This window comes from Kribbella italica, from assembly GCF_014205135.1.
Classification (GTDB): Bacteria; Actinomycetota; Actinomycetes; order Propionibacteriales; family Kribbellaceae; genus Kribbella; species Kribbella italica.
Window position 1 is genome coordinate 8,647,008 of sequence record NZ_JACHMY010000001.1, and the last position, 22,199, is coordinate 8,669,206.

At 69.5% G+C, this 22,199-nt stretch carries 26 protein-coding genes and 1 tRNA gene; 16 read left to right on the forward strand and 11 right to left on the reverse strand.

What is annotated here, in order from left to right:
- Nucleotides 1-11: 11 nt before the first annotated feature.
- Entirely contained in the window at nucleotides 12-1,046 is a 1,035-nt protein-coding gene (locus HDA39_RS40615; protein ID WP_184804789.1) for a hypothetical protein, read from the reverse strand.
- A 124-nt stretch (nucleotides 1,047-1,170) separates the two neighbouring features.
- Between HDA39_RS40615 and HDA39_RS40620 the strand changes: the two genes are divergently transcribed.
- Nucleotides 1,171-1,554 (forward strand): hypothetical protein, encoded by a 384-nt coding sequence (locus HDA39_RS40620; RefSeq protein WP_184804790.1) that lies wholly within the window; start codon nucleotides 1,171-1,173, stop codon nucleotides 1,552-1,554.
- 187 nt (nucleotides 1,555-1,741) lie between these two features.
- On the opposite strand, the gene HDA39_RS40625 is transcribed toward HDA39_RS40620, so the two are convergent.
- From HDA39_RS40625 to bcp, 3 genes are all read right to left on the reverse strand, one after another.
- Nucleotides 1,742-1,822: transfer RNA gene (locus HDA39_RS40625), tRNA-Leu, on the reverse strand.
- Between the two features lie 42 nt (nucleotides 1,823-1,864).
- Nucleotides 1,865-3,496: a VWA domain-containing protein gene (locus tag HDA39_RS40630; RefSeq protein WP_337926104.1), complete on the reverse strand. Its 1,632-nt coding sequence runs from the start codon at nucleotides 3,494-3,496 to the stop codon at nucleotides 1,865-1,867.
- A gap of 329 nt (nucleotides 3,497-3,825) precedes the next feature.
- Nucleotides 3,826-4,293, reverse strand: coding sequence for a thioredoxin-dependent thiol peroxidase (gene bcp, locus HDA39_RS40635; protein WP_184804794.1), 468 nt, complete (start codon nucleotides 4,291-4,293; stop codon nucleotides 3,826-3,828).
- A 161-nt stretch (nucleotides 4,294-4,454) separates the two neighbouring features.
- Here bcp and HDA39_RS40640 point away from each other — a divergent pair, with 161 nt between their 5' ends.
- From HDA39_RS40640 to HDA39_RS40650, 3 genes are read left to right on the forward strand one after another with little or no spacing between them, the layout of a single operon-like run.
- Nucleotides 4,455-5,498 (forward strand): glucose 1-dehydrogenase, encoded by a 1,044-nt coding sequence (locus HDA39_RS40640; protein ID WP_184804796.1) that lies wholly within the window; start codon nucleotides 4,455-4,457, stop codon nucleotides 5,496-5,498.
- Between the two features lie 45 nt (nucleotides 5,499-5,543).
- On the forward strand, nucleotides 5,544-5,807 hold the full coding sequence (locus HDA39_RS40645; RefSeq protein ID WP_184804799.1) for a DUF3618 domain-containing protein: 264 nt from the start codon (nucleotides 5,544-5,546) through the stop codon (nucleotides 5,805-5,807).
- Nucleotides 5,804-6,142: a GroES family chaperonin gene (locus HDA39_RS40650; protein WP_184804802.1), complete on the forward strand. Its 339-nt coding sequence runs from the start codon at nucleotides 5,804-5,806 to the stop codon at nucleotides 6,140-6,142. Before HDA39_RS40645 ends, HDA39_RS40650 begins: the two co-directional genes overlap by 4 nt.
- 48 nt (nucleotides 6,143-6,190) lie before the next feature.
- Here the strand turns inward: HDA39_RS40650 and HDA39_RS40655 are convergent, their stop codons facing one another.
- A complete protein-coding gene (locus HDA39_RS40655; protein ID WP_184804805.1) occupies nucleotides 6,191-6,568 on the reverse strand; it encodes a DoxX family protein in 378 nt (125 codons plus the stop codon).
- Nucleotides 6,569-6,653: 85 nt separating this feature from the next.
- Here HDA39_RS40655 and HDA39_RS40660 point away from each other — a divergent pair, with 85 nt between their 5' ends.
- The 9 genes from HDA39_RS40660 to HDA39_RS40700 all read left to right on the forward strand — a co-directional run bounded on the left by HDA39_RS40660 (nucleotide 6,654) and on the right by HDA39_RS40700 (nucleotide 15,316).
- Entirely contained in the window at nucleotides 6,654-7,124 is a 471-nt protein-coding gene (locus HDA39_RS40660; RefSeq protein ID WP_184804808.1) for a MarR family winged helix-turn-helix transcriptional regulator, read from the forward strand.
- A 42-nt stretch (nucleotides 7,125-7,166) separates the two neighbouring features.
- Nucleotides 7,167-7,763, forward strand: a complete 597-nt coding sequence (locus HDA39_RS40665; RefSeq protein WP_184804811.1) for a TetR family transcriptional regulator C-terminal domain-containing protein — start codon at nucleotides 7,167-7,169, stop codon at nucleotides 7,761-7,763.
- A 34-nt stretch (nucleotides 7,764-7,797) separates the two neighbouring features.
- The gene (locus tag HDA39_RS40670) at nucleotides 7,798-8,712 is read left to right on the forward strand and encodes an alpha/beta fold hydrolase (protein ID WP_184804814.1); all 915 of its coding nucleotides are present in this window, start codon (nucleotides 7,798-7,800) and stop codon (nucleotides 8,710-8,712) included.
- A complete protein-coding gene (dapC, locus tag HDA39_RS40675; RefSeq protein WP_184804816.1) occupies nucleotides 8,709-9,824 on the forward strand; it encodes a succinyldiaminopimelate transaminase in 1,116 nt (371 codons plus the stop codon). Before HDA39_RS40670 ends, dapC begins: the two co-directional genes overlap by 4 nt.
- 116 nt (nucleotides 9,825-9,940) lie before the next feature.
- Nucleotides 9,941-11,302, forward strand: coding sequence for a M15 family metallopeptidase (locus tag HDA39_RS40680; protein WP_337926105.1), 1,362 nt, complete (start codon nucleotides 9,941-9,943; stop codon nucleotides 11,300-11,302).
- Nucleotides 11,299-12,105, forward strand: coding sequence for a hypothetical protein (locus HDA39_RS40685; RefSeq protein ID WP_184804819.1), 807 nt, complete (start codon nucleotides 11,299-11,301; stop codon nucleotides 12,103-12,105). The genes HDA39_RS40680 and HDA39_RS40685 overlap by 4 nt, the downstream gene beginning before the upstream one ends.
- A 41-nt stretch (nucleotides 12,106-12,146) precedes the next feature.
- The gene (locus HDA39_RS40690) at nucleotides 12,147-13,301 is read left to right on the forward strand and encodes an amino acid deaminase/aldolase (protein WP_184804822.1); all 1,155 of its coding nucleotides are present in this window, start codon (nucleotides 12,147-12,149) and stop codon (nucleotides 13,299-13,301) included.
- Nucleotides 13,298-14,599: a D-arabinono-1,4-lactone oxidase gene (locus tag HDA39_RS40695; RefSeq protein ID WP_184804825.1), complete on the forward strand. Its 1,302-nt coding sequence runs from the start codon at nucleotides 13,298-13,300 to the stop codon at nucleotides 14,597-14,599. Before HDA39_RS40690 ends, HDA39_RS40695 begins: the two co-directional genes overlap by 4 nt.
- 9 nt (nucleotides 14,600-14,608) lie before the next feature.
- Nucleotides 14,609-15,316 carry a PIG-L deacetylase family protein gene (locus HDA39_RS40700; RefSeq protein ID WP_184804828.1) on the forward strand — a complete coding sequence of 236 codons (708 nt, stop codon included), beginning with the start codon at nucleotides 14,609-14,611 and terminating at the stop codon, nucleotides 15,314-15,316.
- Here HDA39_RS40700 and HDA39_RS40705 read toward each other — a convergent pair.
- Entirely contained in the window at nucleotides 15,313-16,119 is an 807-nt protein-coding gene (locus HDA39_RS40705) for an isocitrate lyase/PEP mutase family protein (RefSeq protein ID WP_184804832.1), read from the reverse strand. The genes HDA39_RS40700 and HDA39_RS40705 overlap by 4 nt on opposite strands.
- Nucleotides 16,119-16,415: a putative quinol monooxygenase gene (locus tag HDA39_RS40710; protein ID WP_184804835.1), complete on the reverse strand. Its 297-nt coding sequence runs from the start codon at nucleotides 16,413-16,415 to the stop codon at nucleotides 16,119-16,121. Before HDA39_RS40710 ends, HDA39_RS40705 begins: the two co-directional genes overlap by 1 nt.
- 426 nt (nucleotides 16,416-16,841) lie before the next feature.
- Between HDA39_RS40710 and HDA39_RS40715 the strand changes: the two genes are divergently transcribed.
- Nucleotides 16,842-18,176, forward strand: coding sequence for an AlkA N-terminal domain-containing protein (locus HDA39_RS40715; RefSeq protein WP_184804836.1), 1,335 nt, complete (start codon nucleotides 16,842-16,844; stop codon nucleotides 18,174-18,176).
- A 75-nt stretch (nucleotides 18,177-18,251) separates the two neighbouring features.
- Here HDA39_RS40715 and HDA39_RS40720 read toward each other — a convergent pair whose 3' ends face one another.
- The 4 genes from HDA39_RS40720 to HDA39_RS40735 form a co-directional block, all read right to left on the reverse strand.
- Entirely contained in the window at nucleotides 18,252-18,764 is a 513-nt protein-coding gene (locus HDA39_RS40720; protein ID WP_184804839.1) for a glyoxalase superfamily protein, read from the reverse strand.
- Between the two features lie 148 nt (nucleotides 18,765-18,912).
- Nucleotides 18,913-19,587: a methyltransferase domain-containing protein gene (locus HDA39_RS40725; RefSeq protein ID WP_184804842.1), complete on the reverse strand. Its 675-nt coding sequence runs from the start codon at nucleotides 19,585-19,587 to the stop codon at nucleotides 18,913-18,915.
- Nucleotides 19,588-19,720: 133 nt separating this feature from the next.
- Nucleotides 19,721-20,290 (reverse strand): DUF6817 domain-containing protein, encoded by a 570-nt coding sequence (locus tag HDA39_RS40730; RefSeq protein WP_184804845.1) that lies wholly within the window; start codon nucleotides 20,288-20,290, stop codon nucleotides 19,721-19,723.
- A gap of 105 nt (nucleotides 20,291-20,395) precedes the next feature.
- Nucleotides 20,396-21,181 carry a TetR/AcrR family transcriptional regulator gene (locus HDA39_RS40735; RefSeq protein ID WP_184804848.1) on the reverse strand — a complete coding sequence of 262 codons (786 nt, stop codon included), beginning with the start codon at nucleotides 21,179-21,181 and terminating at the stop codon, nucleotides 20,396-20,398.
- An 84-nt stretch (nucleotides 21,182-21,265) separates the two neighbouring features.
- Between HDA39_RS40735 and HDA39_RS40740 the strand changes: the two genes are divergently transcribed.
- The gene (locus HDA39_RS40740; protein WP_202893278.1) at nucleotides 21,266-22,006 is read left to right on the forward strand and encodes a DUF2306 domain-containing protein; all 741 of its coding nucleotides are present in this window, start codon (nucleotides 21,266-21,268) and stop codon (nucleotides 22,004-22,006) included.
- Entirely contained in the window at nucleotides 22,003-22,197 is a 195-nt protein-coding gene (locus HDA39_RS40745) for a ferredoxin (RefSeq protein WP_184804851.1), read from the forward strand. The genes HDA39_RS40740 and HDA39_RS40745 overlap by 4 nt, the downstream gene beginning before the upstream one ends.
- The last annotated feature ends 2 nt before the right edge of the window (nucleotides 22,198-22,199 follow it).

Below are 22,199 nucleotides of genomic sequence, written 5' to 3' on the forward strand. Positions count from 1 at the left end.
CGGTTGCCGAGTCAGACCTGGTTGACGTACTTGCGGCGGGTGGTGGCTGTGGTGGGGTCGGTCCAGTGGAGTTCCCAGGTGTCGTTGTTGACGGTGAAGTGGCGGTCGACGCCGATCCACTGGCCGGTCATGGATTTGCCCATGGGGTCCAGGACGAGCTGGATGGCGCCGTGGTATTCGCGGCCTCTGTAGTGGCCTGTGGTGCTGGTCTTCTCGGACCAGGTGCCGGTGGCGATGGTGCCGCGGAGGAGCAGTTCGAGTCTGACTGAGGACTCGTTGCGGGCCGGGACGTTTTCGGCGATCAGGCGTTGGCCTTGTTGGCGGAGGACCAGGTAGTGCTCGCAGGAGTGGCGGCCTTCGCGGGTTGTTGATCTGTAGAAGTAGCGGGAGTGCCAGATGCCGTCGAGGGGGCTCGGAAGGTCGATTTGGTCTGTTGCTGCTTCCGGGGTGGCGGCGGCTATCGATGGGGTTGCGGCCGCGAGGGCCAGGGCGGCAGAGAACTTGGTCAGGAGGCGGCGGCGGTTGAGGCGTGGGTCGGAGTCTTTGAGCCAGCGGGCCACGGTTCGGCCCAGGACCTCGGGGCTGGTGTTTTCTACCTCGTCTACGAGGGATCGGACCACCTGCGGGTCGGTTGTGTTGAGGGGGACGGCCAGCTGTCGGTGGTTGGGGTCCGTGGCGCGGAAGTCGCCGGAGTCAGATAGCAGGTCGGAGATCGAGCATCGGTAGAGCTCGGCCAGTCTGGCTAGGACGTCCAGCGAAGGGGCGTAGCCGCTGGCGGCGGGCCATTGCTCCCAGTAGGAGAAGTTCTTGAAGGTCTTCGGATCGGCCGGCCAACGGTCGTTCCAGTGGTCCGCGGCGTTGCGCTGGCTCCAGTTGTGAATCAGGCGGAACGCGACTCGAGGATTGACGTTGTAGTGCTGGCTGAACGCTGCGGCGACCTCTACCCAGGTGCGGCCTTGGGCGCGGAGATCGGCTGCCCACTGGCGGCGCTCTTGGCGGAGGCTCGTCGACGGTTTCGGCGGGTTGGTGGTCGCGTCATCACTCACCGTATCGATGATGCCACTAAACGTCCCTGTTCGGCAGGGAGGATCCAAGGCGATTGATCACTGGTGGCCTCGGTGGTTTCAGCTGGGCCGTAGCGGCAGAGTTTCCCCAAGGTCAGCGCGGTGGATGAGCCCGATTCCCCTGCCCGCCGCGCTGGCCGATCCACAGTCGAACGGGGCGATCGTGAACGCAAGTGATGGAGGCCGCGGAAAGCCTGTGGTTCTGGGGTATATGTGCCGGGAATTGCTGACCGGCGATCGGCAGGTAGCTGACCTGGAACTACGAATGAAGCATTTTGCCGAGGCTGAGGGGCTCAGGCTGGGGTTCGTCTACGTCGAACAGGCGGTTGCTCGGCCGGTTGCGTTCGGGGCGCTGGTGGAGTCTCTCGCGCACTCTGCTGGGCATGCTGTGCTGCTGCCGGGGCTGCTGCACTTTGCGGTGCTCGGTCCTCAGGACGACATCAAGCCGCTCTTCGAGTGGGTAACCGGAGCCCGTGTACTAATCTTGTGAAGCGGCGCTGATGCCAAAAGGCGACCTCAGCCACAGACTGCCCAACTATATTTTCTTTCTTTGTTTGTCTGTGTATTTCTCTTCTGGCTTTGTTCTTGTCTTGCGTTTTCTTCTTTGTTCTTAGTGTCTGTTGTTTCTTTGCTTGTCCGAGCCTGTTCTGCTCGAGGGTTGGCCTGTTGTACCTGGGTGCCAGAGGCGGGACTTGAACCCGCACGCCCGAGGGCACCGGCACCTAAAGCCGGCGTGTCTGCCGTTCCACCACTCTGGCTGGGGTTGCTCCCCAGGAGGTCATCCTAGGGAGCAACCGGTGTCAGCGGTTCTGCAGGGCGTCGATGAAGACGTCCTGGAGGTCCGTGGGGTTGCGGGCGACGTAGCTCTGGCCGCCGGTGGCCTGGGCCAGGCGCTTGAGCTCGGTCTCGTCGGCGTCGGGGCCGATGCCGAGGGCGATGATGCGGACCGGGCGGGCCGGGTCCTTCAGGCCCTCGAGGATCTGCAGGGCGCGGTCGAGGCCGACGCTGCCGGGGTCGTCGTTCTTGCCGTCGGTGAAGAGCAGGACGGTGTTGACGGCGCCGGAGTTGTACTGGCTGCGGACCTCTCGTACGGCGGCGATCGCCGTGTCGTAGAGGCCGGTGCCACCGCCGACGCGGGCCGACTGGCTGGTCAGGTTGTTGATCATCTGCTGCCGGTGGCCCGGGGTCAGCTTGCCGATCGAGACCAGCTTCTTGAAGTCGGCCTGTTCGGGGCCGATCTTCGTGGAGAACACCCACAGGCCCAGTTCGGCCGAGTCCGGGAACAGCTTGAGGCCGTTGCCGGCGGCCTCGATGGTGAGCTGCATCCGGGTCTTGGCGCTGCCGGGGACCTTCTCGGCCATCGAGCCCGAGACGTCGATGACGGCCAGCGAGTGCGCCGACAGCGACAGCGTCGTCCAGCTCAGCAGGGTCTTCTCGATCGCGCTGGCGGTCGGCTTGGTCAGTTGGGTGATGTCGCCGACGCCGCGGCCTTCGCCGAGCGGGCTCATCAGGGCGTCGCGGAAGCCCGCGTCGTCGCGGGACTGGCTGACGCCGTCGGACAGCATCTGCTCGCCCAGGGCCTTGCCGGCTTCGGTGATCGCCTCGGCGTTGTTCTTGGCGGTGACCACGACCGGGTAGTCCATCAGCAGCGTCCCGCTGCGCGGCACGATCGCCTTCAGCGGCGCCGCCGGGTTGTCGTCCTGGTACTTGACGAATGCCTGCTCGGACATCGGTACGACGACCGAACTGCCCTCGGAGGAGGCCCGGCTGAGCGGCCCGCTCACCTCGGTGTACGGCTTCGGCATCGAGCCGAGCCGCTGCGCGAGTGGTACCAGCACCTTGGCGACCTGGCTGTTCGAGGCCGAAGTCTTGGCCCGTTCGGCCTGGACCGCCAGCAGCGCGAGCGCACCCGAGGACTGTTTGCCCGGGTCGAGCAGGGCCGGCTGGGTGGTCGCGAAGAGGCCTAGCCACGACGAGGTGTTCGCGAAGTTGTCCGACCGGCCGACCAGGACCAGAGGAGACGTGGCCAGCGACGGGACCGCGATGCTCGGGATGGACTCGCCGTCGTCGGCGCGGCCCACCCACAGTGAGGAGTCCGGCACCCACAGGTCGGGCCGGTTGTCACCAGCGGTCGAGATCTCCTGGGCGACCGACGCGGACTGCGCGGCGGTGATGGTGAACTGCAGACAGGGGTTCCCGTCCTCACCGCCCTTGGCCATCAGAGCCTTGGTCGCCTGGTCCAGCTGAGGCTGGAACTCGGGCGTCGTGCTGAGTTTGACCTGGGTCGGCTCGTCACACTTACCGCCCAGCAAACCGTCGGCGCCGGACTCGGATCCGAAGGAGCGGACCACGAACACGGCACCCAGCGAGAGCACCAAGAGACCGACGGCGGTCAAGTACACCGGCCGGCGGTTGTTGTTACTTCGCGTCACCGCAGAGGAATGTTTTCCCATCGCGGCAGGTCCCTCCCTCCCAGAGGCAGACTGCGCGCGCAGATTACCCGGTTTGCACTGGTCAGGGCCAAGGTCGCCGACCACCGTGACCGCACCGGAATCGGGTCGTCATCGAACGCTGGAGCCCTTCGGAGTACGGCTACTCCCCAGGCATGCCTGAAAACTCACGCTGGGTAGTGCCGGGACTGCGGTCCGCTCCGAGGGAGGTGTGATCCAGATCACAGCACGGATTTGCTCAAACGACCGTTCCATGGACCGTCTCCATGAAACCTTCGAAGGTTTCCCTTCGCCGAGCCGGGCGTGGCGTCTCAGAGACCGAGATCGCGGCGAAGCTTGGCGACGTGCCCGGTGGCCTTCACGTTGTACTGCGCGACCGCGATCTTGCCCTCGCCGTCGACGACGAACGTCGAGCGGATCACCCCGGTCACCTTCTTGCCGTACATCGTCTTCTCGCCGAAGGCCCCGTACGCCGTCAGGACCGCCTTGTCCGGGTCGCTCAGCAGCGGGAACGTCACGCCGTCGTGCTCGCGGAACTTCTGCAGCTTGGCCGGCTTGTCCGGCGAGATCCCCAGTACGGCGTACCCGGCGGCGGCCAGCGAGTCGAGCGAGTCACGGAAGTCGCAGGCCTGCTTGGTACAGCCCGGCGTCATCGCGGCCGGGTAGAAGTAGACGATCACGTTCTTGCCGCGCAGGTCGCCCAGCGAGACGTCGTTGCCGTCCGCGTCGGGCAGGGTGAACTCAGGTGCGGCGTCGCCGACGGACAGGCGCTCGGACATGACTGGGTCCTTCCCTCGACACGGTCACCACTGGGTGATTGTCAGACATTCTGCCGTACGCCGGGAGCAGCGGCGCGAGGGGCTCCTGTGACGGGTGGGACAGTCATGAGGTACGGCGAGTGGACTTGCGCGCGGGGACCGCGCAGGAGTGGAGTGGGCGCATGCGGGCGATGACGGTGGTTCCGGGCAAGGCTGGCTCTGCGTCCGTCGGCGAGGTCGCCGAGCCGCCCGAGGCCGACGGCACGATGCTGGTCGAGGGAGTGCTGGCCGGGATCTGCGGCACCGACCTCGAGCTGGTCGCTGGTGAGTTCGGCAGCGGCAGGGCCGGGGCGGACCAGCTGGTGCTCGGCCACGAGTCGCTCGGCCAGGTGCTGGAGGCTCCGCCGGGCTCTGGCTTCTCCAGTGGGGACCTGGTCGCGGGCATCGTCCGGCGGCCCGACCCGGAGCCCTGTCCGGCGTGTGCGCGGGGTGAGTGGGACTTCTGTCGCAACGGGCTCTACACCGAGCGTGGCATCAAGGTCGAAGACGGGTACGGCGCTGAGCGGTGGCGGGTCGACCCCTACTTCGCCGTACGGGTCCCTGCTGAGCTGGGGCGGCTCGGCGTACTAGTGGAGCCCGCCAGCATCCTCACCAAGGCCTGGGAGCAGGTGGACCACGTTGGCGGCCGCTCCTGGTACGAGCCGAAGCAGGTGCTCGTCACCGGCGCCGGGCCGATCGGCCTGCTTGCCGCGCTGATCGCTGCGCAGCGTGGGTACGGCGTACACGTGCTGGACCGCTCTGACGAGGGTCCGAAGCCGCAGCTGGTGCGGGACCTGGGTGGGAGCTTCCTGACTGACCTGGGGGATCTGCAGGTCCAGCCGGACGTGGTCATCGAGGCCACTGGCGCCGGACCGGTTGTGGTGGAGGCCGCCAAGCTGCTCGCGCCGGCCGGAGTGATGTGCCTGGCCGGCATTTCGCCCGGGCCGGACCGCATCGACGTACAGATGGATGCTCTGGTCCGGCAGCTCGTCGTACGGAACGCTGCGCTCGTCGGGACGGTCAACGCCGCCAAGCGGCACTACGTCGACGCTGTGGACGTGTTGCTGGCGGCCGACCAGACCTGGTTGGAGCGGCTGATCACCCGGACGGTTCCGCTGTCGGACTGGCCCAGTGCGCTGACCAAGAAGCCCGGCGACATCAAGGTGGTCGTGGACCTTCGCGCCTGACCTGCGAGGATGGGATCAGTTGCCGGTCAGTAACGAGGAGGACAGGTGTCGGACACGCAGGCTCGTGGTACCGAGCAGATCGAGGCGGACATCGCCGCCACCCGTGCACGACTGGCCGCGACCGTGGACGAGCTGGTCGACCGCACGAGCCCGAAGAACGTGGCCAAGCGGCAGGTCGAGCAGGCGAAGGCGCAGGTCTTCGACGAGCGCGGCGAGCTGCGGACCCAGAAGCTGGTCGCAGTCGGCGCGGCGGTGGTCGGCGTGGTCGGCGTACTGCTGATGATCCGCAAGCTGGTGGGCCGCCGGTGACCCCTCGCAAGCGCCTGACCGACGACAAACTGCCGATCCGGATGCTGCACGACCGGGTCCTGGTCTCGCTGGAGGTCGAGGGCGAGCGCAAGTCCTCGGCCGGGATCCTGATCCCGGCGACCGCGCAGATGGGCCGCCGGCTGGCCTGGGCCAAGGTGGTCGCGATCGGCGCCAACGTGCGCACGGTCGAGATCGACGACCGGGTCCTGTTCGACCCCGAGGACCGGGCCGAGGTCGAGGTCCGCGGCGACGACTACGTGCTGCTGCGCGAGCGCGACCTGCACGCGGTCGCCGCCAACCGGCTCGAGGACGGCCAGACCGGGCTCTACCTTTAGGGTGTGTCTCCCAATCCCCCGCCGTAGCGGCGGATTGGGAGACACGCCCTAGAAGCTGTTCGGGCCGAAGCGGAAGATCGCCAGTACGACGGCCAGGATCAGTACGACGGCGTTGATGCCGAGCACCTGGTACTCCTTGCGGCGGACGTGGACGACGATGGCGCCGGCCATGGTGATCGCGAGGCCGACCGCGGCCAGCGGGACGAGGATCGGCGCGATGTCGAGCAGGGCGGGCAGGATCAGGCCGATCGCGCCCAGGACCTCGACCGCGCCGATGAACTTGAGGGTGCCGGCGGAGAAGTCCTCGGTCCACTTCATCTGCGGGTTCGCACCCAGTTTGGCCTTGGACTGGAGCAGTTTGTTCGCCCCGGCCCCGAGGAAGAAGGCGGCCAGTACCCCGGCGACGATCCACAGAAAGACGTTCATGGTCCACTCTCGGTAGTTGGTTGACGCTTCAACTCAAGGTAGCGCGGTTGAGTTGAAGCGTCAACCAAGTCGGTAGACTGCCGGGATGGCGGAGGATGTGCGGTGGCTCGATCCCGATGAGCTGCAGGGGTGGATGGCGCTGGCGGCCATGCTGTTCAAGCTGCCGGGGGCGCTCGACTTCCAGCTGCAGCGCGACTCGGGCCTGAATCACTTCGAGTACACGGTGCTCGCCGCGCTGTCGGAATCGCCGGACCGGTCGCGCAAGATGAGCGACCTGGCCGGCGAGGCGAACGGCACGCTGTCGCGGCTGTCGCACGTGGTGAAGCGGCTGGAGAGTCGCGGGTTCGTGCATCGCCGTCCGTGCGAGGACGACGGCCGGATCACCGTCGCCACGCTGACCGACGAGGGCTACGCCTACCTGGTGGAGGCGGCGCCCGGTCATGTCGAGATGGTCCGCGAGTACGTCATCGACGCGCTCACGCCGGAGCAGCTCGAGCAGCTGAAGGCGATCAGCCATCAGATCCTCGTAAAGGTCGATCCCGGACGGTCCTGCTAAAAGCCCTTGCCGAGAGCCGCACGGTCGTGCTCTTATGCGAGAGTGAGCAAAGGTGAGGAGACCAGGGCGGCGGTGCTCGACGTCGCCGCGGCGCAGGTCAGCGTGATCGGGCTGAGCGCGCTCAGCATCGGTCTGCTCGCCGAGCGGACGCGGCTGTCGAAGAGCGGCCTGTTCTCCCACTTCAAGTCCAAGGAGCAGCTCCAGCTCGACGTGATCGACTGGACCGCGGAGCTGTTCGCCGAGCGGGTCATCCGGCCGGCGCTGAAGGCTCCGCGCGGCGAGGCCCGGTTGCGCGCGCTGTTCGACCGCAAGCTGCGCTGGGACAGCGGCGATCTCGCGCTGCCCGGCGGCTGCTTCTTCTACAGCGTGTCCGCCGAGCTGGACGACGCGCCGCCCGGGCCGGTCCGTGACCGCTTCCTGCAGGCGTACCGCGACTACATCGACGCGATCGCGACCGTCTTCCGGACCGGGATCACCGAGGGGCAGTTCCGGCCGGACGCCGACCCGGAGCAGTACGCCTTCGACATCCAGGGCGTGCTGATGGCCTTCCATCACGCCAGTCGCCTGCTCGGTGACGACCGCGCCGAGGCGCGGGCGCGCGCCGCCTTCGAAGCGCTGCTCGACGCGGCGCGGATCTAGACAACCAGGAACTCCGAGTGGGGGAGACGCAGCGGTGAAAAAAAGCACGATCGTTCGGTTCTATGCGACCGGCTTCCGGATTCTCGAGCGGGTCGCGCCGCCGATCGGTGCGCGGTTGCTCGAGCGGCTGTGGTTCCGCCTTCCGTCCGTGCCGGAGAAGGTCCGCCGATCCAGGGTCGACCTCCCACCCGGTACGCCGTTCGAGGTCCCCTTCGAGGGTGGGCTGATCCGCGGCCACGAGTACGGCGATGAAGGCCCACTCGTCTACCTCGTCCACGGATGGGGTGGCTGGGGCCTGCAGCTCGCGGCCTTCGTCCCGCCGCTCGTCGCCGGCGGATTCCGCGTGGTCGCGTACGACGCGCCGAGCCACGGTGAGTCAGGGCCGGGCCTGGAGGGCAAGGGCCGCAGCTCGATGCCGGAGCTCGCGGACGCGTTCCAGGCGGTCGTCGCGGACCGCGGTCCGGCGTACGGCGTGATCGCGCACTCGCTCGGTGCGGCAGCGACGACGCACGCGTTGCTGCACTTCGCCGAGCCGGAGCGGGTGGTGTACCTGGCGGCGGCGACGGACTTCGCCGTGTGGATGGACGGGTTCCAGGCGGCGTTCGGGTTCGGGCCGCGGGTGCGGGCCGGGTTCCTGCGGCGGTTCGCGCGCAGGTTCGGGCCGATGGAGAGCTACGAGGGAGCACGGGTGGTGGCCGACCTCGCGACTCGCCGGGAGCTGCCGCCGCTGCTGGCGATCCACGACCGGGACGACCGCGAGACCGAGGCCGACGGGAGCATCCGGGTGGCGAAGGTCTGGCCGGGTGCGAGCGTCGAGCTGACCGAAGGGCTCGGGCACCGGCGGATCCTGGGTGACCCGGCCGTGATCGAGAGGGCGCTCGGCTTCTTATCCACAGATTGGGAAGGCGGCCACACGGCGAAGGCCGCGCAGGAGACAATGGAGGGGTGACAGACCTCTTCTCCAGCTCCACTTCCAGCCGCCTGCCGGACTTCCCGTGGGACAAGCTCGCGCCGTTCAAGCAGAAGGCGGCCGACCATCCGGACGGCATCGTCGACCTGTCGATCGGCAGCCCGGTGGACCCGGTGCCAGACCTGGTGAAGAAGGCGCTGGCGGATGCCGCCGACGCGCCGGCGTACCCGACGACGATCGGTACGGCGACCGCTCGGCAGTCGGCGGTCGACTGGCTGGAGCGCCGCCTCGGCGTACCGGGAGTGGACCCGCGGACCGGCGTGCTGCCGGTGATCGGGACCAAGGAGCTGATCATGCTGCTCCCGATGCTGCTCGGCGTCGGGGCAGGTGACACCGTGCTCATCCCGGACCTCGCCTACCCGACGTACGAGGCGGGGGCCGCGCTGGCGCGCGCCAAGAGCGTGCCGGTCGCGGACGTGACGTCGTACGACGGGCCGGTGGCCGTCGCGTACTTGAACTCGCCGCGGAACCCGTCGGGGGAGATCACCTCGCCCGAGGAGCTCAAGGCCGCGGTCGAGTGGGCCCGGGCGAATAACGTGCTGCTCGTGAACGACGAGTGCTATGTCGAGTTCGGCTGGGACGAGCAGCCGGTGTCGGTGCTGCACCCGGACGTGTGTGGCGGGTCGTTCGACAACCTGCTGGCGGTGCACTCGCTGTCGAAGCGGTCCAACCTGGCCGGCTATCGGGCTGGTTTCGTGGCGGGTGACGAGCGGATCGTGACCGAGTTGCTGGCGGTCCGGAAGCACGCGGGGCTGATGGTGCCGTCGCCGATCCAGGCGGCGATGGCGGCTGCGTTCGCCGACGATCAGCACGTGGAGGAGCAGCGGGAGCGGTATCTCCGGCGGCGGTCGGTGCTGCGTGAGGCGCTGAGCGGTGCTGGGTGGGAGATCACGCTGTCGCAGGGTGGGCTGTATCTGTGGGCCGAGCATCCGTCGTACGACGCGTACGGGTCGGTGGCCGCGTTGTCCGAATTGGGCATCCTCGTGGCGCCTGGGGCCTTCTACGGAGAGGCTGGGGAGAGGAACATTCGAGTTGCGCTCACCGGGACCGACGAGCGGATCGACGCGGCGGTGAAAAGACTGCAGAGCTGAAGCGAACCTGAGCGTCCTCCGCGGCGTCATTCCTGGTAAGGGGTGGCGGGACCGAGCGGTCCCGTCCATTGGGGAGGACGGCCATGGCTCGGAGAGCTCTGTCTACAGTCGCGATGGTGGCGCTGCTTGCGCTGCTACCGATCAGCGCGCACGCGGAGGACACGCCGAGCGTGCCGACGCAAACACCAGGAACAAGTACTCCGGAAGTACCTGTCAGCACACCTGAGGTACCGAAGGAGACCGAAACCCCCGTACCGACGGAAACACCGAGCCAGACGCCGACCACAACGCCGTCCACGACGCCGACCACGACGCCGTCCAAGCAGCAGCCGTCGCTTGCCGCGGCGCCGTTGGCGATCTCGCTGGATCAGCCGGCGACGACGTGGGAAGACCGGCCGATGACGTTCACCGGCAAGCTCAACAACGGCGCCACGAACTGGTACCTCTCGCTCTGGCAGGCCCTGCCGAGCGGCTGGACCCTGCGCGGCGCGACCCACTCGACGGCCGGTGGCGCGTACAAGATCACCTACACCCCGACCGGCCCGATCCGTACCACCTTCCGGGTCGTCGTCGGCCCGAAGTTCTACGGCACGCCGGCGATGTCACCCGCCCGGATCGGCACCGCGCAGGACCGCAGGATCGTGATCAACAAGCCCGCCGCGTCGTACGTCGCGCTGACCGGCGTCGCCGTCACCGGGACGACCGTGCCGGCCCAGGCCGGGCTCGAGGTCGTGCTCCAGGACCTGCTCGGCAGCGGCGCCTGGCGCTGGCTGACCAGCGTCAAGACCGATGCCAAGGGCAACTTCCGGCTGCCGGTCCCGGACAACTTCCCGTCCAGCCGATCGGTCCGCGTGGTCAGCCGCGGCGTGCCGGCCACGGCCGTCGAGGTGTCGGCGTCGGCGTACGTCGTGATCAAGGCCGGGCTCAACCCGAAGGTGTACGCGGTCGCCGCGAGCATGATCCCGAAGACCTACCGGGCCGGCTGCCCGGTCGGTCCGGCGTCGCTGCGGCTGCTGACGATGAACCACTGGGGCTTCGACGGCCTGCTGCACAAGGGTGAGCTGATCGTCCGCGACGCCGCCGTGCAGAAGATGATCACGGTCTGGACCGCGAACCTGAACGCCAAGTTCCCGATCCGGCGGATGACCCGGGTCGACGTGTTCGGCGGCAGCGACGTCCGCGCGATGGAGGCCGACAACACGTCGATGTTCAACTGCCGCCAGGTCACCGGCGACCCGTACTCGCTGTCGCCGCACTCCTACGGCTACGCGATCGACATCAACACCGTCGAGAACCCGTACCTCGCGGCCAACGGCGTCTGGTACCCGAAGAACGGGCTGTCCTACCGCAACCGCTCGGTCGCCCGCCCCGGCATGCTGTTCGCCGGCAGCACCCTGACCAAGGCACTGGTCTCCCAGGGCTACTTCTGGGGAGCCCGCTGGGCCAAGCCCGACTACCAGCACTTCGAGCCGAAATGAGATCCCAGTACGCCGGTACGGCGCGCCGCGCGGCCTGCGCGGCGGCCGCTGCCGGGCTGACCGCCGGACTGCTGGCCGGGTGCACCAGCGCCCCAGCGGCCGAGCCGAGTCCCACCCCCACCCTCAGCATCCCCAGCACAGTCGGCGGCACGGTCCCCGTCCCGACGATCGCGCCCGACACGGCCAAGCCCACCGACGCCGCCAAGCCCCCGGCCACGCCTGCCCAGGCGACCGCGCCGCCGCCCGCGGCCGCCGGACCGGTCTCCAGCAAGAACCTGCCTCCGGCCGACAAGCTCGGTGCCGGCTGGAAGACCTTCGTCGACGAGGGCGGAGCCGAGGCGGGGTGGCTGGGCAACAAGACCTGGACCAGGGAGCGCAGCGCGCACCAGGCGGCGTACGAGGCTCTGCCAGTCGGATGCGCAGGCCGGATGCCGACCAGCGCACTGCCGGTCCCGCTGCACGCACTGCAGGCGACGTACCGGACCGGCTCCGACCTGCCCGCTACAGCGCTGCTGCTCCGCTTCGCCGACCAGCAGCAGGCAGAGCAGTACTACACCGGCTACCAGACCCGCATGACTGCCTGCGGCACCTCCACAGACGCCCAGCTCGCCGTAGAGCCGCTCTGGTCGGAGCAGGACGCCGCAGCCCAAGTACGCCGGTACGCCGGCGCCGAGGCCTACGCCGAGACCGTCGTCCGCCAGGGCAGCACGGTGGCTCTGCTCGCAGCCCAGGACGCCAAGCCGAGCGCCGACTGGGCGCACAGCGTCGTCCCCGCACTCCGGGCTGTGATCGATTCGGCATGAAAGGTGTACTAACTTTCAGTTTTCCGGCTTAGACTCCGATCATGGGTGACTTCGACCGGTACGGGCGGCTGACCGCCACGCTGGATCCACCGTTCGCGGTGGTGGATCTGGCCGCCTTCCGCCGGAACGCCGACGATCTGGTGCGGCGTGCCGCCGGGGTGCCGATCCGCGTCGCGTCCAAGTCGGTCCGCAACCGGGCGCTGCTCAGCGAGGCGCTGCGGCGGCCCGGGTTCCACGGCGTGATGAGCTACGCGCTGCCCGAGGCGCTCTGGCTCGCGCGCAACGGCGTCGACGACATCCTGATGGGGTACCCGACCGTGCACCGCGCGGCGCTGCGCGAACTGGCCGGCGATGCCGAGGCGGCCGCCCGGATCACGTTGATGATCGACGACATCGAGCACCTCGCGTTCATCAAGCAGGTCACCGGCGGCGGTGAGCGGATCCGCGTCTGCCTGGACGTCGACGCCTCGCTGCGGGTCTTCGGCCAGCACCTCGGCGTACGGCGTTCTCCGCTGCGGACGCCGGAGCAGGTGCTCGCGCTCGCGCGGCAGGTCGTCGCCGACGACGCCTTCGAGCTGGTCGGCGTGATGTTCTACGAGGCGCAGATCGCCGGCCTGCCGGACACGTCGCCCGCGGTCCGCTGGGTGAAGCGGCACTCCGCGGCCGAGCTGTCCGAGCGCCGTGGCGCGGTCGTCGACGCGGTCAAGCAGATCGCGACGCTGCGGCTGGTGAACAGCGGCGGCACCGGCAGCATCGAGATCAGCAGCGCCGATCCCGCGGTCACGGAGGTCACCGCAGGCTCGGGGCTGTACGGTCCGACGCTGTTCGACAAGTACGACGTGTTCCAGCCCGAGCACGCGGTCGCGTACGCACTCGGCGTCGTACGGCGTCCGACGCCGCGGATCGCGACGCTGTTCGGCGGCGGGTACGTCGCGTCCGGCCCGGCGAAGAAGTCGCGGCTGCCCGCGCCGGCCTGGCCGCTCGGGCTGAAGCTGCTCGGGACCGAGGGTGCCGGCGAGGTGCAGACCCCGGTCGAGGGGGAGAACGCGCGCGGCCTGAAGATCGGCGACCGGGTGTGGATGCGCTACGCGAAGGCAGGCGAGATGCTGGAGCGGTTCGACCGGCTGTACGCGGTCGACGGCAACGAGCTGATCGAGCTGGTGAGCTACCGGGGCGAAGGGAAGAACTTCGGATGAGCACCTGGCGGAACTGGGCGGGCACCGAGTCGGCCACGGGTGTCGAGGTGCTGCGCCCACGGACGACCGACGAGGTCGCCGCGGCGGTCAAGGCCGCGGCCGAGCAGGGCAAGAAGCTGAAGGCGGTCGGCTCCGGCCACTCATTCACCGGCTGCTCGGTTCCCGAACAGGTGATGGTCCGGCTCGACGGGCTGTCCGCGATCCAGGCCGCCGACCGGACGTCCGGCCGGGTCACGGTCGGTGCCGGCACCGGCCTGGCCAAGCTGAACGCCGGGCTCGCGTCGTTCGACCTCGCGATGGCCAACCTCGGCGACATCGACAAGCAGACGATCTCCGGCGCGGTCTCCACCGGCACGCACGGGACCGGCGCGAAGCTCGGCGGCCTGGCGACCCAGGTGGTCGGGCTCGAGCTGGTCACCGCCGACGGCTCGGTGCTGCAGTGCTCGGCCGAGGAGAACGCCGACGTCTTCGCCGCCGCCCGCGTCTCGGTCGGGGCACTCGGCGTGATCACGGCGCTGACGTTGCAGTGCGTCCCGGCGTACCTGCTGCGCGCGCAGGAGATGCCGCTGCCGCTCGGCGAGGTGCTGGCGGGGTTCGATGAACTTGCCGACGGCAACGATCATTTCGAGTTCTACTGGTTCCCGCACACCGACGTCGCGCTGACCAAGCGGAACAACCGGGTCTCGACCGGTGTCGGCGCGTCGCCGGTCAGCCGGATCCGCGGCTGGGTGGACGACGAACTGCTGTCCAACAAGGTGTTCGAGCTGACCAACCGGCTCGCCGTCCGGCGTCCGGCGCTGGTGCCGCGGATCAACCGGCTCGCGTCGCGGGCGCTGTCGGCGCGCGAGTACGTCGACGCGTCGTACAAGGTGTTCTGCTCGGAACGGAACGTGGTGTTCCGCGAGTCCGAGTACGCCGTACCGCGGGAGCAGCTGGTCGAGGTGCTCGGGCAGTTGCGCGCGTGGATCGACCGGTCCGGGGAGCGGTTCCCGTTCCCGATCGAGGTGCGGGTCGCGGCGGCCGACGACATCTGGCTGTCGACCGCGCAGGGCCGGGCGACGGCGTACATCGCGATCCACCAGTACCACCGGCTCGACCACGGGCGGTACTTCACCGCCTTCGAGCAGATCGTCGCGGCGTACGGCGGCCGGCCGCACTGGGGCAAGCTGCACACGCTCGCCGCGCCGCGCTTCGCCGAGCTGTACCCGCACTTCGGCGACTTCCTCGCCGTCCGGGACCGGCTGGACCCGGCTCGCACGTTCGCGAACCCCTACACGCGGCAGGTCTTCGGCGACTAGCCTGCCGCCATGACCACACTCGAACCGGTCGTTGAGGACTGGCAGAAGGCGCTGGCGATCGTGGCGCACCCCGACGACCTGGAGTTCGGGACCGCGGCAGCGATCGTGCGCTGGACCGGGCAGGGCAAGGAGATCGTCTACGTGATGGCGACCTCCGGCGAGGCGGGCATCGACGGTCTGGCGCCCGCCGACTGCGGGGCGCTGCGGGAGGCCGAGCAGATCGAGTCGGCGCGGATCGTCGGCGTCGACGTGGTCGAGTTCCTCGGGCAGCCCGACGGCACGATCGAGTACGGCGTCGCGTTGCGCAAGGTGCTCACCGCGGTGATCCGCCGGCACCGGCCGGAGATCGTGATCACGAACAACTTCCGCGAGACGTGGGACGGGGACGTCATCCTCAACCAGGCCGACCACATGGCTGTCGGGCGGGCGACGCTGGACGCCGTACGGGACGCGGCGAACCGGTGGATCTTCCCCGACGACGGCGAGCAGTGGAACGGCGTCCGGCAGGTGTGGGCGGCCGGGTCGCCGTCGGGCAAGCACGGGGTCGACATCACCGACACGTACGAGACCGGGCTGGCGTCGTTGCGGGCGCACAAGGCGTACATCGACGGCCTGGGCGGGTTCGATCCGTCGGAGTTCCTCGAAGGAGTGTCGCGCGCCGGTGGCACCCGGTTCGGGACGACGTTCGCGACCTCCTTCGAGGTGTTCACTCCCTAGAACTTCGCGTTGAGCTCACCGAAGTCGAGGGTGTTCTCGAGCTCGGTGTAGGTGCCGTGGTCGAGCAGTTCGCGGGCGGCGTCGAGGGTCTTCGAGTACGCCGCCTGGGTGATCGCCGTACCGACGCTGACCCGGCGTACGCCGTGGGCGACGAACTCGGCGACCGTCGGTGCGCCGGGGCCGGCCATCACGTTGACCGGGAGCGGGGAGTGCTCGGTCAGCTCGGCGACGGTCCGCAGGTCGGTGAGGCCGGGGACGAACAGGCCGTCGGCGCCGGCTTCGGCGTACTGCTTGGCCCGATCGAGGACGTCGCTCAGCCGGCCGTCCTCCGGGCCGATGCCGAAGAGGAACACGTCGGTCCGCAGGTTGATCAGCAACTCCGGCAGGCCCGCCGCGGTCGCCCCGGCTCGCGCCGCGGCGATCCGCTCGACCTGCTCGTCGACGGAGAACAGCGGACCGCCGGGCGCGGTGGAGTCCTCGAGGTTGACGCCGACGGCACCTGCCGCGACGACGTCCTCGATCGTCCGGCGGACGTCAGCCGGTGCGGCGCCGTAGCCGCCCTCGATGTCCGCGCTCACCGGTACGTCGACGGCCGCGGCGATCCGGCGTACTTGGTCGATCATCTCGTCGCGGGTGAGGACCTGCCCGTCGGGCTTGCCGAGCGACCACGCGACCCCGCCGCTCGTCGTCGCGACCGCCTGTGCGCCGGCCGCGACGACCAGCACGGCGCTGCCCGCGTCCCAGACGTTGGGCAGCACCAACGGATCGAGCGCCTTGAGCTTTCGCGCCTTGTCGCTCGTCATCAGTGGCTGACCAGCAGCTCGTGGTCGATCTCCACGAACTCGACGATCAGCCCGGCGAACCGTCCCGCGACCAGTTCCTTGTATGCCGCCGAGCCGGTGTGCGCGTCGTACGACGCCTGGTCCGCGAAGTGCTCCACGAACAACAGGTAGTCCGGCCGCGCCGGATCCCGGTACACCCGGAACGACAACGTCCCCGCCTCCTGCTCCGGCCCCCGCGGCGCAAACTCCGCAACAATCGCCTCCGCCTCGGCCTGCTTACCCGGCCTCAGCTCAATCGGAAAAACCTTACTCAGCATCTTGGTGCCCTCTCTGGTGTGTCCTGACCCAAGAAGCATCAGCCGGAGGCACACCCCAGGTCTGGCCAGATTCGGACAACCACCAGAAGGGCGTCCGCTATCGTCCGGCAACCACGGGGGAGGGCGCGGTTGGTTCGGGAACGGCGGGGAGGCGCGGCTGATCCGGGAACGGCGGGGGCGGCGCCGGGTGCGGTCCGGCACGGGCGAAGCCCGTAGCCGTCGGGGCGGGGCCGGCTCCCCTCCCTCCCCATTCCCCAGTGGTTCGGGAACGGCGAGGGACGGCGCGGCTGGTCCGGCGGCGATGGGGAGGGTGCGGCTGGTCCGGCAACGGCGGGGGCGGCGCCGGGTGGGGTCTGGCGCGGGCGAAGCCCGTAGCCGTCGGGGCGGCCAGGCTCCCCTCCCTCCCCATTCCCCAGTGGTCCGAATATGGCTGGTTGGGTGGGCTGGGGATGGCCTATACCTGAGGGTGTGACGACGTACTCGGCGGTGGTGACGACCGGCATTTACTGTCGTCCCGGGTGTGGGGCGAAGCCGTTGGCGGAGAACGTTCGGACGTTCGAGCTGGCGGCGGCTGCTGAGGCCGCTGGGTTTCGGGCCTGCTTGCGGTGCCGGCCGTATCGGGTTGCTTCGCCGGTGGATGCTCGGGCGCCGGAGATGGTCTGCCGGGCGGTCCAGTTGATCATCGACGGCGTACTCGACGAAGGCACCGAGGTCGCGCTCGGTGAACGGCTGGCGGTGTCGCCGCGGCATCTGCGGCGGATGTTCCGCGACCATCTCGGCGTGACGCCCGATCAGCTCGCTCGCTCCCGCCGCGCGCACTTCGCGCGGCGGCTGCTCGACGACTCGGACCTGTCCGTCGCGGACATCGCGTTCGCGTCCGGTTTCGGGAGTCTGCGGCAGTTCAACCGGGAGATGCGGCAGGTGTTCCGCGCCGCGCCTCGCGAGCTCCGCGACCGTCGCCGCCGCGCCGACCGGCTGACCGCGGACGGCGGTCTGGTGATGCGGCTTCCGTACCAACCGCCGTACGACTGGGACGCGATGCTCGAGTACTTCGCCGCCCGCGCGATCCCCGGCGTCGAATCCGTTGCCGATAGCACCTACCGTCGGACCATCGCCCTCGACGGCGGCCCCGGCCTCCTCGAACTCACCGCCGGCACCGGCGACCACCTGATCCTCCGCGCCCACCTCCCGTACTGGGAAGGCCTGATCCACGTCGTCGAACGCGCCGCCCGCATGGTCGGCCTCGACACCGCGCCGGCCGAGGCCCTCGGCCTCGACGCCGCGCCGGCCGAGGGCCTCGCGCTCGACCCAGTGCTGGGACCACGCGTACGACGCCGTCCTGGCCTCCGCGTCCCCGGCGCCTGGGGCCCGCTGGAGGCGGCCGTGCAGTCGGTGCTTGCCCAGGGCAACTCACTCGACGACGCCCGCGCCGAAGCCGGCGAGCTGGTCGCGAGATACGGCCACCCGGTCCCCGGCCTGCCCGACGGCCTCACGCATCTCTTCCCGTCAGCCGAGGCCCTCGACACGACCGGTCTCCCACAAGCCATCGCCCAGGCCTGCCTGGCCAACCCGGCCTTCCTCGATCAGCCCCTGGACGCGCTGATCGCCAACCTCACCAGCATCCCCGGCCTGACCGCCGACACGGCCCACACCATCGCCCTCCGCCTCGGCCACCAGGAGGCTTTCCCACCAAGCCTGTACGACGACCGGGCCCGCTGGCATCCCCACCAAGCCCTCGCCGCCACCTACCTCACCACCTGAGCCGATGCGCCCCAGCACAGACCGATGCGCCCCAGCACAGCCGAGGCGCCCCGACACAAGCCGAGGCGCCAACCCTCACAGAGTTTCCGCGAACCGCAGGATGTTCCCGTACGGATCGGTCACCGTCAGCGTCGGCCCACCGGGTGCGTCCGCGTCGATCCCCGGCCGGATCGGCCGGTCCTCCTGCGCGTTCAACCGCCGGTGCAGTTCCTTGACGTCGGCAACTGGGATCCACGCGACCCCGTTCGGGCTCCCGTCCCCGTAGTGCTCCGACAGGTGGATCGTCGCCGACGCCCACGACACCTGCGCGTACACCGGCATCCCGACGTCGAACATGTGCTCCCAGTCGAGCGTGAACCCGAGGAAGCCGACGTAGAACGGCAACGCGACCTCCATCGACATCACCCGCAGCACCGGCACGCTCGGCCCCGCGGCCACCCGCGCCGCCCCACCGGCGGCAGCCAGCGTGTTCCAGTCCTTGGCGCCCTGCTGATGAGCCACCAGTTCCAGCGCCAGGCTGTGCGAGATCTCGATTCCCGCGGCAGCAAGATCCCCACGCAACCTCCGCGCGAGTGTCTTCGCATCCATGAACGGCCTTTCGCACGGCCCCATCCGGTCCGGTGCTCGCGTTGTCGGATTCAGGACCGCATCAAAAGCCGGATCCACCGAAGAGGTTCACGCGGTGTGCTTCACCAAACCCCATAGGAGCGCGAGCGGCAGGCCACACCAAAGCCACTCACAAGGTAACACCCGGACCCGGTCCGCGCCGAGCGACCAGCACCAACGAAGGAACCCCGGCGACGCTCTCGGAGAGCCTGAGATCGGCCACCGGCGCGAGGCCGGCCGCGGCCAGCAACGCCCAGAGATCGTCGGGCTGCCAGAGGTAGGTCGTCCACGCGACCGGCACTCCGCCGTACGCCTCGGTCCGGACGCGCTCGCCGTCGCCTTGGTGCATGCCGAGGATCAGGTGGCCACCGGGGACAAGTGCGCGAGCGAACGACTGGAGGACCTGCGACAGGACGTCGCGGGGCAGGTTGAACAGGGACCACCACCCGAGAATCCCGCCGTACGACGACTCCGCTGGCTCCAGCTCGGTGGCCGAAGCGACGGCGAAACGCAGGCCGGGATGCCGTCGACGGGCGTGCTCGATCATCCGCTCCGACAGGTCGACCCCGGAGACGTCCAGGCCGCGCTCAGCCAAGTACGCCGTGACGTCCCCGGGCCCGCAGCCGACATCGAGCACCGGTCCGAGCCCGTGGACCGCCGCCGCGAAACCGTCGATCGCCGTCCGCAGCCAGGGGTACGTCGTGAGGTCCCCGAGGTTCATCTCGACGTAGTTGTCCGCGACACGGTCGTACGAGGTCCTGACGGTGTCGAGGTCGGCCGGCGGCTCGATGCGAGAGGCAGTCACGCTCCCGGATGTTAATGATCCCCGGTGGCGCGCAGGCTCGACGGAGCAGGCCGCGGGCCGCGCGGCCCGCAGTCCCCGGAAGGATCCCCGGGCTGCTGCTTCCAGGACCCGACCAGCGCGCGACCGTGCTAGGTCAGGCGGGCGAAAGCTCCTCGCCCGCCGCAGGCGACAGCTCCAGCGCCCGCGTCGCGTCGGCGAGGACCGCGGGGGAGGCGAGGGACTGCCAGCGGGGGACGAGCTCCTGGAGGTACGGGCGGAGCTTCCCGGCCAGCTGCGGCGCGTGGTCGAGAACGTCCAGCTCGTTGACGATCGTCAGGTCGACGAAGTCGCGCAGCTCGGCCGTGCTGAGCTCCTCCGACGTACCGGTGAACCGGTCGGTGACGGTGTGGTGCTCGGCCAGGTCGCGCCAAGTGGTCTCGCGCTCGCACGCGCCGTACCGGTAGACGAGCTGCTCGGCCTCCGGCCCGATCACCGCTTCCAGGACGGGCCGCTCCTGCTGCCAGTCGAAGAGGTGAGTGGGGAATCCGTCGGTCCCGTACGCCGCGTGGGCGAGCCCGGCGATCACCAGGGTGTCGGAGGAGCCGAGGGCGGTGAGCCGCTTCGCGACCCGGTGCAGGTGGACGTAGAGCGTGCCGCCGGCGTGATCCAGCTCGTCAGCGCCGCGGACCAGTAGCAGCGATCCCAGGTCTTGGAAAGTGCTCATCTGACCTCTTCTGTTCGGAGCGGTCAGGGCCCGGAAGGTGAACCCAGAGCAAACACGGTACGGCGCACAGGAGGCCCCTGCCCAGGACACGGCGCGCCGACTACGTCACACGCTCTCAGTCTTGCCCGTACGCCGATGCGCCGCGACCCAGCTCTCGACGCCGTCGAGGAACCGGTCCACCCCGAAGCTGAGCTCGAACGGCAACCCGTCGGCCGGTTCGGCGCCCTCGCCCGCGCGCTCGACGGCCTGGACCGCGGTCAGCGCCGGGAACAGCGCCGGGTCGATGAACTCGGCGACGAGCTGCTCCACATCGGCGTCGGTCCGCGGGATCCCGTCGGCGGACTTGAGCGAGCTCGCCATGGTCAGGCTGATCTGCGCCGTACCCCGGACGACCGCGGTCAGGTGCAGCGCGGCCACCCTCGCCTCGCGCCCGGCCAGGCCGGCGGCCAGCAGCGGGCGCAGCAGGCGCTCGAGCCAGGCGAGCTGGTGTGGGCCCATGGGTGCGTGGTCGAGCGGGACTCGCAGCATCCACGGGCGCTGCCGGAAGCCGCTCCACAGCGCGTCGACCCAGGCACGGACCGCCTGCCGGTAGTCCTCGGCGTCGTCGAGGTCGGGTGGAGGGCCCGCGCCGATGTCGGCGGCGACCTCCAGCAGAAGGTCCTTGTTCGGGATGTGGTTGTAGAGCGCCATCGTCGAGTACCCGAGCTCGGTGGCGATCCGCTGCATCGACAGCGCCTCGAGCCCGTCGGCGTCCGCGATCCGCACCGCCGCCTGGGCGATGCCCTCCACGCTCAGCCGGCGCCGGGGACCGCGCTGCCCTTCCGGGCGCCCCGACCACAGCAGCGTCACGCTGCGCTGGAAGTCCGGGTCCTTGCCGTCGCGTGTCGCCATCCACCATCCCGTCGTCGGTTGTTGGTCCTGCGTCATCCTAAATCTATGTACGTCGTACGTTTTACGTATGCTATACATAGTTTCATGACCTCGACCCTGAACGCACCACCCACGTCTCCGCCGCGCCCCGCGCAGGCCTGGTGGCGCCGCCCCTGGATCGTGCCGCTGATGTTCGCGGTCGCGGCGTTCCTGTCCTTCTCGGTGCCGCCGTACCTGACCTTCGACCCGGCCAACTCGCGCCTCGAGCCCCCGCCGGGCAACGACCTCTACTACCCGTTCCTGGTCGCGCACGTCCTGCTCGGGACCGTCTGCATGACGACCGCGTGTTTCCAGGTCTGGCCGGCGTTCCGCACCAAGCACCGGCGCGGGCACCGGATCACCGGGCGGATCTACGTGTTCACCGTGATCCCGGCCGCGCTGCTCGGCCTCTACATCGGCTGGTACACCTCGGCCGGGCCGTCCGTCCGGGTCGCCAACCTCGTCGGGCCGACGCTGTGGCTGCTCTTCACCGTCGCCGCTTTCCGGATGGCGCGGCAGCGGCGGTACGACGAGCACCGCCGGTGGATGTCGCGCAGCTTCGCGCTGGCGATGTCGATCGCGTTCAGCCGGGTGATCAACATCCCGGCGATGATCATCCTCACCCCGCGGGTGGACGAGTCCTTCGGCGGTAACGAGCAACTGATGGAGAACACCGCGGTCAGCATCGGTGTCTGGCTCAGTCCGCTGCTCCTGCTGGTGTTCACGGACTGGCTGCTCGAACGCCGCAAGCCCAGGCCCAACGCCCGCCGTGCCGCCGGTACGCCGACCGCGGGAGCCGCCCGATGAAGGTGTTCGTGGATCAGGACCGGTGCGTCGCGTCCGGGCAGTGCGTGTTCGCCGCGGACGGCGTGTTCGACCAGCGCGACGAGGACGGGATCGCGGTCGTGCTGGACGACAGCCCGCCCGACGATCGCCGCGCGGAGGTCCAGGACGCGGCCGCAGGGTGCCCGGCTGTGGCGATCACGGTCGAGGGCTGAGC